Annotated in this window: 12 protein-coding genes and 2 tRNA genes; all 14 read left to right on the forward strand. The window is 49.9% G+C overall.

Annotated elements, in window-relative coordinates; translation table 11 throughout:
* The first annotated feature begins 37 nt into the window (after positions 1-37).
* The 14 genes from ftsH (at position 38) to pnp (ending at position 14,636) form a co-directional block, all read left to right on the forward strand.
* A complete protein-coding gene (gene ftsH / locus LG288_RS04080; protein WP_404402297.1) occupies positions 38-1,987 on the forward strand; it encodes an ATP-dependent zinc metalloprotease FtsH in 1,950 nt (649 codons plus the stop codon).
* 89 nt (positions 1,988-2,076) lie between these two features.
* Positions 2,077-2,892, forward strand: a complete 816-nt coding sequence (gene folP / locus LG288_RS04085; protein ID WP_404402299.1) for a dihydropteroate synthase — start codon at positions 2,077-2,079, stop codon at positions 2,890-2,892.
* Positions 2,889-4,229, forward strand: a complete 1,341-nt coding sequence (glmM, locus tag LG288_RS04090; RefSeq protein WP_404402301.1) for a phosphoglucosamine mutase — start codon at positions 2,889-2,891, stop codon at positions 4,227-4,229. The genes folP and glmM overlap by 4 nt, the downstream gene beginning before the upstream one ends.
* Before the next feature lie 86 nt (positions 4,230-4,315).
* Positions 4,316-5,074 carry a triose-phosphate isomerase gene (gene tpiA, locus LG288_RS04095; protein WP_404402303.1) on the forward strand — a complete coding sequence of 253 codons (759 nt, stop codon included), beginning with the start codon at positions 4,316-4,318 and terminating at the stop codon, positions 5,072-5,074.
* A gap of 6 nt (positions 5,075-5,080) precedes the next feature.
* Positions 5,081-5,416 carry a preprotein translocase subunit SecG gene (secG, locus tag LG288_RS04100; protein ID WP_404402305.1) on the forward strand — a complete coding sequence of 112 codons (336 nt, stop codon included), beginning with the start codon at positions 5,081-5,083 and terminating at the stop codon, positions 5,414-5,416.
* Between the two features lie 32 nt (positions 5,417-5,448).
* Positions 5,449-5,533, forward strand: a tRNA-Leu gene (locus LG288_RS04105).
* Between the two features lie 63 nt (positions 5,534-5,596).
* Positions 5,597-5,673: transfer RNA gene (locus tag LG288_RS04110), tRNA-Met, on the forward strand.
* A gap of 173 nt (positions 5,674-5,846) precedes the next feature.
* Positions 5,847-6,305, forward strand: a complete 459-nt coding sequence (gene rimP, locus LG288_RS04115; RefSeq protein WP_404402307.1) for a ribosome maturation factor RimP — start codon at positions 5,847-5,849, stop codon at positions 6,303-6,305.
* 26 nt (positions 6,306-6,331) lie between these two features.
* Complete coding sequence (gene nusA, locus LG288_RS04120; RefSeq protein ID WP_404402309.1) at positions 6,332-7,831, forward strand: transcription termination factor NusA; 1,500 nt, start codon at positions 6,332-6,334, stop codon at positions 7,829-7,831.
* A 24-nt stretch (positions 7,832-7,855) separates the two neighbouring features.
* Positions 7,856-10,540, forward strand: a complete 2,685-nt coding sequence (infB, locus tag LG288_RS04125) for a translation initiation factor IF-2 (RefSeq protein ID WP_404402311.1) — start codon at positions 7,856-7,858, stop codon at positions 10,538-10,540.
* Between the two features lie 63 nt (positions 10,541-10,603).
* Positions 10,604-10,981 carry a 30S ribosome-binding factor RbfA gene (gene rbfA, locus LG288_RS04130; protein ID WP_404402313.1) on the forward strand — a complete coding sequence of 126 codons (378 nt, stop codon included), beginning with the start codon at positions 10,604-10,606 and terminating at the stop codon, positions 10,979-10,981.
* A 2-nt stretch (positions 10,982-10,983) separates the two neighbouring features.
* Positions 10,984-11,946: a tRNA pseudouridine(55) synthase TruB gene (gene truB / locus LG288_RS04135; protein WP_404402314.1), complete on the forward strand. Its 963-nt coding sequence runs from the start codon at positions 10,984-10,986 to the stop codon at positions 11,944-11,946.
* Positions 11,947-12,043: 97 nt separating this feature from the next.
* On the forward strand, positions 12,044-12,313 hold the full coding sequence (gene rpsO / locus LG288_RS04140) for a 30S ribosomal protein S15 (RefSeq protein WP_404402317.1): 270 nt from the start codon (positions 12,044-12,046) through the stop codon (positions 12,311-12,313).
* A gap of 175 nt (positions 12,314-12,488) precedes the next feature.
* Positions 12,489-14,636 carry a polyribonucleotide nucleotidyltransferase gene (gene pnp / locus LG288_RS04145; RefSeq protein ID WP_404402319.1) on the forward strand — a complete coding sequence of 716 codons (2,148 nt, stop codon included), beginning with the start codon at positions 12,489-12,491 and terminating at the stop codon, positions 14,634-14,636.
* The last annotated feature ends 68 nt before the right edge of the window (positions 14,637-14,704 follow it).

Here is a 14,704-nt window from a genome sequence, read left to right on the forward strand (position 1 = left end):
TCGTAAGATTTATTTTTAACACTAGAGGTATCAGGCTTTGAGCGATATGGCAAAGAATCTCATCTTATGGCTGGTAATAGCCGTTGTACTGATGAGCGTTTTTCAGAGCTTCAGTCCGGGTGAAACGTCCGGTTCACAAATGGCTTACAGTGAGTTTGTCAGTGAAGTGAACAACGGAAACGTTCGCCGTGCAGACTTTGGCGAAGATGGGCGCACCATTACCGGCATGACGAACAACGGACAGACGTTCAAAACCGTTGTTCCGACGCAATACGACCCACAAATCCTCGATGATTTGCTGGCTAACAATGTGCAGACCAGCGGTACGCCGCCGGAAGAGTCCAGCATCCTGGCATCCATATTTATATCCTGGTTCCCGATGTTGCTACTGATTGGTGTCTGGATCTTCTTTATGCGCCAAATGCAGGGCGGCGGTGGCCGTGGCGCCATGTCGTTCGGTAAAAGCAAGGCGCGCCTGATGAGCGAAGAGCAAATCAGCACCACCTTTAAGGATGTTGCTGGCTGCGATGAAGCCAAAGAAGAAGTCGAAGAACTGGTTGATTACCTCAAGGACCCGTCTAAGTTTCAGCGTTTGGGTGGTAAAATACCCAAAGGCGTGCTGATGGTAGGCCCGCCCGGAACCGGTAAAACCCTGTTAGCTAAAGCCATCTCTGGTGAAGCTAAAGTGCCTTTCTTCAGTATCTCTGGCTCCGACTTTGTCGAAATGTTTGTCGGTGTCGGTGCGTCACGGGTTCGTGACATGTTCGAACAGGCGAAGAAGTCAGCGCCCTGCATTATCTTTATTGATGAGCTGGACGCGGTCGGTCGTCAACGTGGTGCCGGCTTAGGCGGTGGGCACGACGAGCGTGAGCAGACACTAAACCAGATGCTGGTAGAAATGGACGGCTTCGAGGGTAACGAAGGTATCATCGTTATTGCCGCCACTAACCGTCCTGATGTTCTGGATCCTGCATTACTGCGTCCGGGCCGTTTTGATCGCCAGGTTGTGGTCGGCCTGCCCGATGTTCGTGGCCGTGAACAGATTCTTAAAGTACACATGCGCAAAGTGCCATTGGGTGACGACGTTAAACCGGAGCTGATTGCCCGCGGAACACCTGGCTTTTCGGGGGCCGACTTAGCTAATCTGGTTAACGAAGCTGCCTTGTTTGCAGCGCGTGGCAGTAAACGCACCGTTGGCATGGAAGAGTTTGATAAAGCAAAAGATAAAATCATGATGGGTGCTGAGCGCCGGTCAATGGTTATGACCGACGATGAAAAAGCAATGACGGCTTATCATGAAGCGGGTCACGCCGTAGTGGGCCGGCTGGTACCAGAACATGATCCGGTGTACAAAGTGTCTATTATCCCGCGCGGCCGTGCACTGGGCGTAACCATGTACCTGCCTGAGCAGGATCGGGTCAGTCACAGCAAACAACAGCTTGAAAGTATGATCTCCAGTTTATTTGGGGGTCGTCTAGCGGAGCAAATCATTTATGGCACCGAGAAGGTCACCACCGGCGCCTCCAATGATATCGAACGGGCTACCGAAATTGCACGCAAGATGGTAACCCAATGGGGCTTGTCGGACAAAATGGGGCCGCTACTGTACGCCGAAGACGAAAATGAAGTATTTCTTGGACGTTCAGTGACTCAGCACAAACACATGTCTGATGATACCGCGCGAGCCATAGATGAAGAGGTCAAGTCAGTAATTGATAATAACTATCAGCGCGCTAAGAAGATTCTCGAAGACAATGTCGATATTCTTCATTCCATGAAAGATGCGTTGATGAAGTACGAAACCATAGATGCTGATCAAATTGATGATTTGATGAACCGTCGCGATGTCCGCACGCCGAAAGGCTGGGATGAGTCCGGTGATGACAGCGGTGGAAACACCGGCGGTGGCACACCGAAATCGGCTGATACCGAAGAACGCCCGGAGCGTCCGATTAAAGTGGATAAGCCCGGGGATGCAACGTCCTGATATTTTGGTTAAAAACCCGCCGCTGGCGGGTTTTTTTTGCTGTTAAAATGATTTCGTCAAAATAATAACAACGGTGTAGGAGCAGATTGATGGCTAAAAACGGATCTCCCCTGACAGTGATGGGAATCGTTAATGTTACTCCGGATTCTTTTAGTGACGGCGGTCAATATAACTCGGTCGACTCAGCAGTTTCCCATGCAGCACAACTTGTTGACGAAGGTGCCACGCTGCTTGATGTCGGCGGTGAATCAACGCGTCCGGGGGCCGAAGCAGTTAGCGAGGCGGAGGAGCTGGAACGAGTTGTGCCGGTAGTGGAAGCATTAAAACAACGCCTGTCGGTGCCGGTATCTGTGGATACGAGTAAGCCCGCCGTGATGCGTGAGAGCATTAATGCGGGTGCTGATATGATCAACGATGTTTATGCATTGCGGCAGCCCGGTGCAATGCAGGTGCTTGCTGAGTCCGGGGTGCCGGTTTGTATCATGCATATGCAGGGACAACCGAGAACGATGCAGCAGCAACCTAGCTACGACGACGTAGTACTGGACGTTAAAACGTTTTTTGAGCAACAAATTCTGGCGTGTGAGCAAGCCGGCATTGCACGTCAGCGGATTTGGCTGGACCCGGGCTTTGGGTTTGGCAAAAGCATGCGCCATAACTACCAGCTATTGCAACGCCTGCAGGCGTTTCACGAATTACAACAACCTTTATTAGTGGGCTTTTCGCGAAAATCCATGATTGGCCACGTTACCGGGCGCGAGGTTAACGAACGTCTGGCAGGTAGTATTGCCGCGGCAACTATTGCAGCCTTAAAAGGAGCACGTATAATTCGCGTACACGATGTTAAGGAAACGGTTGATGCGATGCGCGTTGTAGCAGCCACACTCGAGGGAGACTATTTGTGAGTGAACGAAAGTATTTTGGTACCGATGGGGTTCGTGGCCGGGTCGGTGAGTCACCGATAACGCCAGATTTTGCCGTAAAGCTCGGCTGGGCTGCAGGCAAAGTGCTGGCTGCCAAGGGTACCCGCAAGGTACTGGTGGGTAAGGATACCCGGGTCAGTGGCTACATGCTGGAATCGGCGCTGGAAGCTGGTCTGGCCGCAGCCGGCGTCAATGTCGATTTTCTGGGTCCCATGCCGACCCCGGGTATTGCCTATTTAACCCGCACCTTTCGCGCTGCAGCAGGTATTGTGATAAGTGCGTCACATAATCCGTATTATGATAATGGCATTAAGTTTTTCGCCGACAATGGTCATAAGCTACCCGATACGACCGAGCTGGAAATTGAGCACCTGCTTGATCAGCCGATGGACTGTGTCAGTTCCGAATTGCTGGGCCGCGCCAATCGGATTGCTGATGCGGCCGGGCGTTATATTGAATTTTGCAAGGGTGTGTTCCCCTCTGAGTTATCGCTGGAAGGACTGCACATTGTGGTTGACTGCGCGCATGGCGCGACTTATCACATAGCCCCTAATGTGCTGCGCGAACTTGGCGCCCGCGTTACTGAAATCGGCACCCAGCCTAATGGTTTGAATATTAATCAGGACTGTGGGGCGACCCATCTGCAGCAGCTACAAAATAAAGTGTTAGAAGAAAAAGCGGACTGCGGCCTGGCTCTGGATGGTGACGGCGACCGGATCATGATGGTAACCGATAAAGGGCGCATAATCGACGGCGATGAAATTCTATACGTTCTGGTGGTAACCGCGCAGCAACAGGGCCAGTTACAGGGTGGCTTAGTCGGTACTTTAATGACGAACTTTGCCCTGGAGAAAGAATGTCAACGCCGTAATATCCCGTTTGTCCGTGCAAAAGTCGGTGATCGCTACGTCATTGAAGAGCTGGTCAAAAGAGACTGGTTTATCGGCGGAGAAAATTCAGGACACGTGATTAATCGGCAGTACCACACCACCGGTGACGGTATCATCGCCGGTTTGCAAGTGCTGGCGGCTATGCAGCATGAAAAAAAGTCACTGCACCAGCTGAGTCAGGATTTTCATAAATTGCCGCAGGTATTAATTAATGTCCGCTACCAGCCTGGCGATGATCCCCTGCAGACTGACACGGTCAGTAATGTAGTCCGGGAAGTGGAGTCAGCCTTGGCAGGAAAAGGCCGGGTGTTAATGCGTAAATCCGGTACCGAACCGGTTATTCGGGTGATGGTCGAAGGCGAAGACGAAAAAACCGTTCGTGCATTTGCTCAGCAAATTGCCAACGAAGTCGAGGCGGCTACAAATTAAACACTTGGTGGGTACAGCGTAATTGTAACTTGTAACTTAGGGTTGCTTCGGCTACTATTCCCGCCGCTTAACTAATAGGAGTTCCGATGTCCAAAGCAGCGCTTGTTATTGGTAACTGGAAAATGAACGGGTCTGCCGCACTGGTTCGCACCATGAGCGAAGCATTGCGTGAACAACCGCAATTAACGTCAGCGGTTAATGTGGTTATTTGCCCGCCGTTCACACTATTAGCAGAACTTACCCGGCAGTGTTTTTACGATAACATTGCAGTCGGGGCGCAAACGGTTAATGCGCAGGACAACGGTGCTCATACCGGTGAAATATCGGTATCGATGTTACAGGAACTGGGTGTTGAGTATGTGCTGATCGGCCATTCTGAACGCCGGGCCTGTTACGCTGAAACGAACCCGGTTATAGCAGCAAAGCTGAATACAGCAACCGCAGCAGGGCTAACAGCCGTGCTCTGTGTTGGCGAGGATAAACAGCAACGTGAGCAACAGCAGACCTGGGAAGTTATCGAGCAGCAGCTGGCCAGTGCCTGTGACGAGCTGACCGATACTCAGGCAGCCAGGCTAGTGGTTGCTTACGAGCCGGTCTGGGCCATCGGTACTGGCGAGACCGCAACGCCTGAACAGGCCCAGCACGTTCATAGCCAGATCCGGCAATGGCTGGTCAAGCGCTTTGGCAGTATTGGCGAAAAGATAGAAATACTTTACGGCGGCTCAGTAAAAGCGGATAATGCCGCCCAATTATTTGCACAAGAAGACATTGATGGTGGTTTGATTGGTGGTGCCAGTTTAAAGAAACAGGACTTTGTCGCTATCATTCAAGCAGCACAAGGGTAATTTACTATGTATGAAGTGTTATTAGTCGCCTTTTTAGTAGTCGCCGTTGTTTTGATTGGATTTATTATGATCCAACAGGGCAAAGGAGCCGATATGGGCGCATCTTTTGGCTCAGGAGCTTCCAATACGGTGTTTGGCTCATCAGGGTCAGGTAACTTCCTAAGCCGTAGCACCGCCGTATTAGCGATTGTGTTTTTTATTCTGAGTCTGGTGTTAGGCAATTTGTCGACTTCAGTGTCTGATGGCGCCGAAGACTTCTCTGATTTGAGTATACCTACTGAAGAGCAGATGCAGACTCCGGCAGAAGAAGAATCGGATTCAGAAGTACCGCCGACAAATTAATATCAGAATCATTTTGTTGGCTTAACGTTTTCGCGGATGTGGTGGAATTGGTAGACACGCTATCTTGAGGGGGTAGTGCCTTCGGGCGTGCGGGTTCAAGTCCCGCCATCCGCACCAAGTTTCGTGCTTTAGCACTTGAAAAAAAAAACAAAATCCTTATAATACTTGGCAAGTTTCGGACGCGGGGTGGAGCAGTCTGGTAGCTCGTCGGGCTCATAACCCGAAGGTCGTAGGTTCAAATCCTGCCCCCGCAACCAATTTTAGCAGCAACGTTTATTAACTGATGACGTTTTTGCTAAAATAACTGACAAAGGGTCCAGTGTTTTAAAAGCCCCGCCGCAGCTCGGGGCTTTTTGCTATGTGACCTTAGCTATCCTCGGATAGCCAGAACACTGGGCGCTTGCGCCCTTTTTTTGTTTCAGGAGGCAGTTTGGCAAGTTTACAAGAACGATTAACCGACATGATTCGGCCGGCCGTAGAGGCATTAGGCTATGAATTGTGGGGTGTTGAGTTTGTCCGGGCAGGCAAATTTTCAACTTTACGGGTTTATATCGACAGCCCTAATGGCATCAGTGTTGACGATTGTGCCGAGGTTAGTTACCAGGTCAGCGCCTTATTGGATGTCGAAGATCCCATTACGGTAGAGTATAACTTAGAAGTTTCATCTCCCGGTATGGAGCGTCCGTTCTTTAACGCCGAACAACTGCAGCCCTATGTGGGCGAAACATTGGCCCTTGAATTAATCGCTGCGCAGCAGAATAAACGTAAATTCAAAGCACAGCTGGTGGCCGTAAAGGATGACCAACTGAGCCTGGAAGTGGATAACGAAACGCTTCAGGTGAGCATGCGAGATATTAAGAAAGCTCATCTGGTTCCAACATTTGATTAAAGGATTGCGGTGGCGAGGCAGCACTCATGAGTAAAGAAATACTGTTAGTCGCAGAAGCGGTATCGAACGAAAAAGCAGTACCGCGGGAAAAGATTTTTGAAGCGTTGGAGTCAGCTCTGGCGCATGCTACAAAGAAAAAATACGAAGGTGACATTGAAGTTCGTATCGATATCGATCGACAAACTGGCGAATTCGATACGTTTCGCCGTTGGTTGGTTGTCGAAGATACCGATGAAGGTCTGGAACACCCCTATCGCGAAATCAGTCTGTCAGCTGCACAGTACGAAAATCCGGAATTGCAGCCGGGTGACTTTGTTGAAGAACAGATTGAATCGATTCAGTTTGACCGGATAACAACTCAAACCGCGAAGCAGGTTATCGTGCAGAAAGTGCGTGAAGCAGAGCGGGCACAGGTGGTTGACGAATATCGGGATCAGGTTGGCGAAATGGTCAGTGGTATCGTTAAGCGCGCTAATCGTGAACATGTGATTCTTGACTTAGGTAATAACGCCGAAGCCATTATCAATCGCGAAGATATGTTGCCGAGAGAGTCTGTACGCCCGGGCGACAGAGTCCGTGGTTTACTCTATGACGTGCGTCCTGAAGCGCGCGGTGCACAATTGTTTGTCAGCCGCACGCATCCTGAGTTTTTGCTTGAGTTGTTCCGTATCGAAGTGCCGGAAATTGGCGAAGAAATGCTGGAGCTAAAAGGTGCCGCAAGGGACCCTGGGTCACGGGCAAAAATTGCCGTAAAAAGCAATGATCGCCGTATTGACCCGGTCGGGGCCTGTGTTGGTATGCGCGGCTCGCGGGTTCAGGCTGTATCTGGCGAGTTAGGCGGTGAGCGGGTTGATATTGTGCTGTGGGACGATAACGCGGCGCAGTTTGTCATTAATGCCATGGCACCGGCCGAAGTAGCCGCTATTGTCGTCGATGAAGATGCCCATACAATGGATATTGCAGTAGCCGCAGATAATTTGGCTCAGGCAATTGGTAAAAGCGGACAAAATGTTCGTTTGGCCAGCCAGCTGACCGGCTGGACACTGAATGTTATGACTGAAGATGATTTCAACGAAAAGAATGAAGCGGAAGCTCAGCGTTTGTTGAATCTATTTATTAATAATTTGGATATTGACGAAGATTTTGCTGCCGTTCTGGTAGACGAAGGGTTCTCGTCAATGGAAGAAGTTGCTTACGTACCGGTCGCCGAATTCCTTGAAATTGAAGGGATGGATGAAGATATTGTTGAAGAATTGCGTGGCCGCGCAAGAGCTTATTTAACCACTAAGGCTTTAGCTGACGAGGAATCACTCGAATCAGCAGAACCGGATGAATCATTATTAAACCTGGACGGTATGGATCGTCACCTGGCTTATGTATTAGCCAGTAAAGGTGTAGCCACGCTGGAACAATTGGCTGAGCAGGGAATTGATGATTTGGCCGATATAGAAGAGCTGAATGAACAGCAAGCTGGCGAATTGATCATGAAAGCCCGCAACATTTGCTGGTTCAGCGAAGAACAGTAACGATCAGCGGAGGTACAACAGACTATGGAAGAAGTAACGCTCGATAAGCTGGCCAAAGATGTCGGTACGACAGTTGATCGTCTGATTCAGCAATTTGCTGAAGCGGGCATGAACAAACAACCAGGCGATGCTGTGACGGAAGACGAGAAACAAAAACTGTTGACTCATCTGAACAAGCAGCACGGTGGTGGTGGGTCAACACCCAGTAAAATGACATTAAAGCGCAAAACCAAAAGCACACTGAATGTTGGCGGCAGCGGTAACAAATCGGTGCAAGTTGAGGTGCGTAAAAAACGCACTTACGTAAAACGTTCTTCGGCCGAAGAAGAACAGCGTAAAGAACAGGAACGCCTGCAGGCAGAGCGTGAAGCTGAAGAAGCGAAACGCCAGGAAGAAGAAAAGCAGCGTCAGGAACAGCAACGCCGGGAAGCAGAAGAAAAAGCTAAAGCTGAGCAGAAAAAAGCTGAGCAGGAAAAGGCTGAAAAAGAGCGACTGCGCAAAGAAAAAGAAAAGGCTCGCCAACAGGCGGAAGCTGAAAAACGCGCGGCAATGACACCTGCCGAGCGGGAAGCTGCGGATAAAGCGAAAGCCGAGGCTGATAAGCTAAAACGCCAGCAGGAAGAAGAAGCTCGCAAGAAGGCCGAGCAAGAGGCTGAAAAGCAGGCCGAGGAAGCACGTAAATTGGCTGAAGAAAACGCTAAACGTTGGGAAGAAGAAGAGAAAAAGCGTAAGGAACAGGAAAAAGAAGATGTTCACTTTACGACTTCTTCGACTGCCCAGGAAGCAGAAGATGCGCAGGATTTTGACGAAGAGCGCAAAAGCCGTCGGCGCAGCAAAAAAAGCCGTCGTAAAGACGAAGAAGCTGATGAGCGCACACCACGTCGGGACAAACGCCGTAAAGGCGGACGTCGTCCGTCGACTCTGCAGCAAGGCTTTAACAAGCCGGCTCAGCCAGTCGAGCGTGAAGTTAAGATTGGCGAAACCATCAGTGTGGGTGAATTGGCCAGCCGACTGGCGGTAAAAGCCAGTGACCTGATTAAAACCATGATGAAAATGGGCGAGATGGTTACCATTAACCAGATCCTTGACCAGGAAACCGCGTCTTTAGTAGTGGAAGAACTGGGTCATAAAGCGGTTGTAGTCAGAGATAACGCGCTGGAAGAAGAAGTGCTGTCGGATCGTCATGAAGGTGGTCAGGAAGAGCCACGGGCTCCGGTTGTTACCGTTATGGGACACGTCGACCATGGTAAAACCTCATTGCTTGATTACATTCGAAAGGCAAAAGTTGCGACAGGCGAAGCCGGCGGAATTACCCAGCACATTGGTGCTTACCATGTTGAAACCGACCATGGCATGATCACCTTCCTGGATACTCCCGGACACGCGGCCTTTACCTCGATGCGGGCGCGCGGCGCCGGTGCTACCGATGTGGTTATTCTGGTTGTTGCGGCGGACGATGGTGTTATGCCGCAAACCAAAGAAGCGGTTCAGCACGCGAAAGCGGCGGGTGTGCCGCTGATTGTCGCCATTAATAAAATGGATAAAGAAGAAGCCGATCCGGATCGTGTTAAGAACGAATTATCACAACACGATGTGATACCAGAAGACTGGGGCGGTGATGTGATGTTTGTGCCGGTCTCTGCACACAGCGGTATGGGCATCGATGACTTGCTTGAAGCTGTCTTGCTGCAGTCTGAAGTACTTGACTTAAAAGCAGAAAAAGCCGGCATGGCTTCGGGTATTGTGGTCGAATCGCGGCTTGACCGTGGTCGGGGCCCGGTAGCTACTGTGTTAGTACAACGAGGTCTGTTGAAGCAAGGCGATATCGTGCTTTGCGGGCTTGAGTACGGCCGCATCCGGGCAATGCGCGATGAAACCGGTAAAGATATAAAAGAAGCTGGACCCTCAATTCCGGTTGAGATTCTGGGCTTATCGGGCGTACCGCAGGCCGGTGATGAAGCAACGGTCGTAAAAGACGAGCGTAAAGCACGCGAAGTGGCTAACTACCGGCAGGGTAAATACCGCGACGTTAAACTGGCGAAGCAACAAAAAGCCAAGCTGGAAAACATGTTTGCCAATATGGCCGAAGGCGATGTCTCTGAACTTAACATTGTGTTGAAGTCAGACGTGCAGGGATCGCTGGAAGCGATTTCGGATGCCCTGGTTAAGCTGTCAACGGATGAAGTTAAGGTTAATATCATTGGTAGTGGTGTAGGTGGTATTACCGAGACGGATATATCTTTAGCCAGCGCCTCGAATGCTATCGTGGTTGGTTTTAACGTTCGGGCCGAAGCGGCTGCCAGAAAACTGGTCGAGCAGGAAAATGTCGATTTGCGCTATTACAGCGTTATTTATGACCTGATTGACGAAGTTAAAGCCGCGATGACCGGTATGCTGCAGCCAGAATTTAAGCAGCAAATCATTGGTTTAGCTGAAGTCCGCGATGTCTTTAAGTCACCTAAGCTCGGCGCTATTGCCGGCTGTATGGTAACCGAAGGCGTAGTTAAGCGCTCGGCACCTATTCGTGTATTGCGCGATAACGTGGTGATTTACGAGGGCGAGCTGGAGTCTCTGCGTCGCTTCAAAGATGATGTGCAGGAAGTTCGTAACGGCATGGAATGCGGAATTGGTGTTAAGAACTACAATGACGTTAAAGAAGGCGATCAGATTGAGGTCTTTGAAACCGTTCAGGTAGCACGAACCCTGTAGTCTGCTGCTATCAATAAAGCGCTGCCGCTCAGGTGGCGCTTTACTGTATTTAATAGGATAGATATGCCACAAGATTTTAGCCGCACGGAACGTGTCAGGCATCAACTGCAGCGAGAAATTGCAGTTATTTTGCAACGGGAAGTTAAAGATCCCCGGGTCAGTATGGTGACGGTCTCGGACGTTGAAGTGTCCCGCGACCTCGCTTACGCCAAAGTATTTGTCACTTTTTTTAACGATGATGAAAAAGAAACCCGGCAGGCGGTCAAGATTCTTAATGATGCTTCCGGCTTTATTCGCTCACTACTGGGTAAGCGGATAAAAGCACGGGTTGTGCCGGAATTAAAATTTCATCATGATGCCTCATTAAATGAGGGAATGCGTATGAGTCGCCTGGTCGATGAGGCGCGTAAACGCGATAAAAATGAATCGTCAGAGGACTAAGCATGGCCAAAGCTCGACCCCGTAAAGGGCGTCCGATCAATGGTGTGGTATTGCTGAATAAACCGGAGGGCATGAGTTCAAATCATGCCCTTCAGCGTGTTAAACGACTGTATAATGCGCAAAAGGCCGGCCACACCGGGGCGCTGGACCCTCTGGCTACTGGCCTGTTGCCCATCTGTCTGGGCGAAGCCACTAAATTTTCTCAATATTTGTTGGATGCGGATAAAGCCTACCGGGTTCACGCTCTGCTCGGAGTGCGAACCTCAACCAGCGACTCGGAAGGCGAGGTGGTGGCAACGGCTGAGGTCGGCGTTAATGAAATGCAGGTTCGCAGCGAAGTGCAGCGTTTTATTGGTACCCAACAGCAGTCACCTTCGATTTATTCGGCCTTAAAACATGAAGGGCGGCCACTTTATTATTACGCCCGTAAAGGTATTGAGGTACCGCGTAAAACACGCACTATCACCTTTTATGAGATCGAATTTATTAGTTTACAGAACAATGTACTGGAACTGCAGGTTAGTTGTAGTAAAGGTACCTATATCCGCACTTTAATCGATGATTTAGGCCAGGCGCTGGGCTGCGGCGCTCACGTTATCCGGCTGCACCGGAACAGCGTAGCAGGGTTGGATAGCAGGCAGATGCTGAACCTGGAGCAGCTTGAGGCATTGCAGCAAGAAAATGCTCTGGATGACGTCTTACAGAGTGTGGATTGTCTTTTGCAGGCGTTGCCGGTACAACAAATCAGCGCTGCCGAAGCCCGCGATATGCTGCACGGCCAGGCGATTACTAACCGCTGCGATAGCGTATTTGAAGTCGGCCAGCAATGTCGTATGGAATGCCTGCGTCAGGATGGCCAGCAACAGTTTATTGGTATTGGTATATTAAAGGACGATGGCTTGTTTTGGCCAAAACGGGTTGTTGCTCTGCAATATGCCGGTTTTACCCTGGCTGAGCTGATTTAGCCATTGCTATTTCAACCTGAGTCCTTATAATGCGCGTTCTTACTGCCGCTGAATTAGTGATCGGAGGCAGTCGTTTATTTCTTAATCAGGAGTTATTATGTCACTAACTGTCGAACAGAAAGCTGAAATTCTTAAAGAGTTTGGTCGTGGCGAAAACGATACAGGTTCACCTGAAGTGCAGGTTGCCTTATTGACAAAAAACCTGGCCGAGCTGCAAAGCCACTTTAAAGAGCACAAAAAAGACCACCACTCACGTCGTGGTTTGTTACGCATGGTAAGCCAGCGTCGTAAATTGCTTGATTATCTGAAAAAGAAAGATCAGGCTCGCTACGTTGCTATCGTAGAGAAGCTGGGTATCCGTCGCTAAGACGTGCTGGACAAAGTTGTTAAAAAAGGGCCTTTAGGCCCTTTTTTATTACCTTTTTTCTGCAAAGGGTCTTAATTTTGTGTCGCATGGCTTATACTATCAGTTGACGAAAAAAAGAGAGAAGACGAGTGCCAATCCGGGTACTCACATTCAGTAAGGTAAAGGAAAGCAAATCGTGAATCCGATAACTAAACAATTTCAATACGGCCAACACACTGTCACTCTGGAGACCGGCGTTATTGCACGTCAGGCGACAGCTGCGGTGATGGCCAGCATCGACGACACGTCAGTACTGGTTACTGTCGTGGCAAAAAAAGAAGCCAAAGAAGGGCAGGCTTTTTTCCCGCTAACGGTTAACTATCAAGAAAAAACTTACGCTGCCGGTAAAATACCGGGCGGGTTTTTTAAGCGCGAAGGTCGTCCCAGCGAAAATGAGACACTGACTTCCCGCCTGATCGATCGGCCTATCCGTCCGCTTTTCCCGGAAGGCTTTATGAACGAAGTGCAGGTTGTAGCAACAGTGGTATCGGTTAATCCACAGATCAACCCTGACCTGGTCGCTATGATTGGCACCTCTGCGGCACTGGCAATCTCCGGTGTTCCTTTTGCCGGACCTATTGGTGCCGCCCGCGTCGGTGTTATCGATAACGAATACGTATTAAACCCAACGGCAGACGAACTACAACAATCAAAGCTTGACCTGGTTGTTGCCGGTACAGAACAAGCGGTATTGATGGTTGAGTCAGAAGCTGAATTGCTGACCGAAGATCAAATGCTGGGTGCGGTGATGTACGGTCACGAGCAGTTGCAAACCATTATTGCTGCGATTAACGAACTGGCCGCCGAAGCAGGTAAAGAAAAATGGGACTGGCAGGCGCCTGCAAAAGACCAGTCGCTACAGGAAAAAGTCAGTAACCTGGCAGCTGAAGGAATTGGTGAAGCTTACACCACTACCGACAAGATGGCTCGCAAGAGCAAGCTTGACGACGTCAAGCAAGCGATGTTTGATAAGTTGACTGAAGAGAATCCGGACGTTGATCTGGAAGCCGCCGGCGACTTATTCCACGATTTAGAAAAAAATATTGTCCGTAGTCGTATTCTGGACGGTGAAAAGCGCATCGACGGTCGTGACCCCGATATGGTTCGTGCAATCAGTGTGGCGACGGGGCTGTTGCCACGCACCCACGGTTCAGCTTTGTTTACCCGCGGTGAGACTCAGGCGCTGGTGACGGCAACCCTGGGTACCGACCGTGATGCTCAGATGATTGACGAATTAACCGGCACTCATACCAACCGGTTTATGCTGCATTATAACTTCCCTCCTTACTGTGTCGGCGAGACCGGAATGGTAGGTTCGCCGAAACGTCGTGAGATTGGTCATGGTCGTTTGGCTAAACGTGGTATTCAGGCCGTTATGCCAAGCCACGATGAGTTCCCTTACACCATTCGTGTAGTGTCCGAAATTACCGAGTCGAACGGTTCAAGTTCAATGGCTTCAGTGTGTGGTTCATCATTGGCACTGATGGATGCCGGGGTACCGATTAAGTCATCGGTTGCGGGTATCGCCATGGGTCTGGTTAAAGATGGCGACAAGCACGTTGTCTTATCGGATATTCTGGGTGATGAAGATCACTTAGGCGATATGGACTTTAAAGTCGCCGGTAACATTGACGGTATCACTGCTCTGCAGATGGATATTAAAATTGACGGTATCACTCGTGACATTATGGAAAGCGCATTGTCGCAGGCTAAATCAGCACGTTTACATATCCTTAAGGTTATGGACGATGCCATTGGTAGCCATCGTGATGAGCTGTCTAGCTATGCACCTCGTTTTACCACCATCAAAATTGATCAAGAAAAGATCAAAGATGTTATTGGTAAAGGTGGCGCGGTTATTCGTGAATTGACGGAATCAACCAATACCAACATAGAGATTGGCGACGACGGTACGATTAAAGTTGCAGCCAGTGATCAGGCCGACGCTGATGCGGCTATTAAGCGCATCAAAGAGCTGACGGCAGAAGTTGAAGTTGGCAAGATTTACCAGGGTAAAGTTGCACGCATCGTCGACTTTGGTGCCTTTGTAACGGTACTGCCGGGTAAAGATGGCCTGGTTCATATTTCGCAAATCGCTGAAGAGCGTGTCAACGACGTAAATGAGTACCTGAAAGTAGGCGATACAGTGCCGGTTAAGGTTCTTGAAATTGATCGTCAGGGCCGCGTGCGTCTGAGCATGAAAGAAGCTGCTGAGAAAAAAGAGCAGCCACAGCCAGAAGCTGAGCCGACAAGCGACGAAAGCAATTCGTCTAACGACGAGTAAAGCTAACGCAGTTTCGCGAAACTGATACAACAAACCCCGTTGCGCTCTAGCTCAACGGGGTTTTTTTA

The sequence above is a fragment of the Idiomarina seosinensis genome (genome assembly GCF_044797955.1).
GTDB lineage: Bacteria > Pseudomonadota > Gammaproteobacteria > Enterobacterales > Alteromonadaceae > Idiomarina > Idiomarina seosinensis_A.

What these genes read in the sequence shown, in the direction of transcription:
- folP (WP_404402299.1), top strand. Translation starts at nt 2,077, where the DNA reads ATGGCTAAAAACGGATCTCCCCTGACAGTGATGGGAATCGTTAATGTT.
- tpiA (WP_404402303.1), top strand. Translation starts at nt 4,316, where the DNA reads ATGTCCAAAGCAGCGCTTGTTATTGGTAACTGGAAAATGAACGGGTCT.
- secG (WP_404402305.1), top strand. Translation starts at nt 5,081, where the DNA reads ATGTATGAAGTGTTATTAGTCGCCTTTTTAGTAGTCGCCGTTGTTTTG.
- nusA (WP_404402309.1), top strand. Translation starts at nt 6,332, where the DNA reads ATGAGTAAAGAAATACTGTTAGTCGCAGAAGCGGTATCGAACGAAAAA.
- infB (WP_404402311.1), top strand. Translation starts at nt 7,856, where the DNA reads ATGGAAGAAGTAACGCTCGATAAGCTGGCCAAAGATGTCGGTACGACA.
- rbfA (WP_404402313.1), top strand. Translation starts at nt 10,604, where the DNA reads ATGCCACAAGATTTTAGCCGCACGGAACGTGTCAGGCATCAACTGCAG.
- truB (WP_404402314.1), top strand. Translation starts at nt 10,984, where the DNA reads ATGGCCAAAGCTCGACCCCGTAAAGGGCGTCCGATCAATGGTGTGGTA.
- rpsO (WP_404402317.1), top strand. Translation starts at nt 12,044, where the DNA reads ATGTCACTAACTGTCGAACAGAAAGCTGAAATTCTTAAAGAGTTTGGT.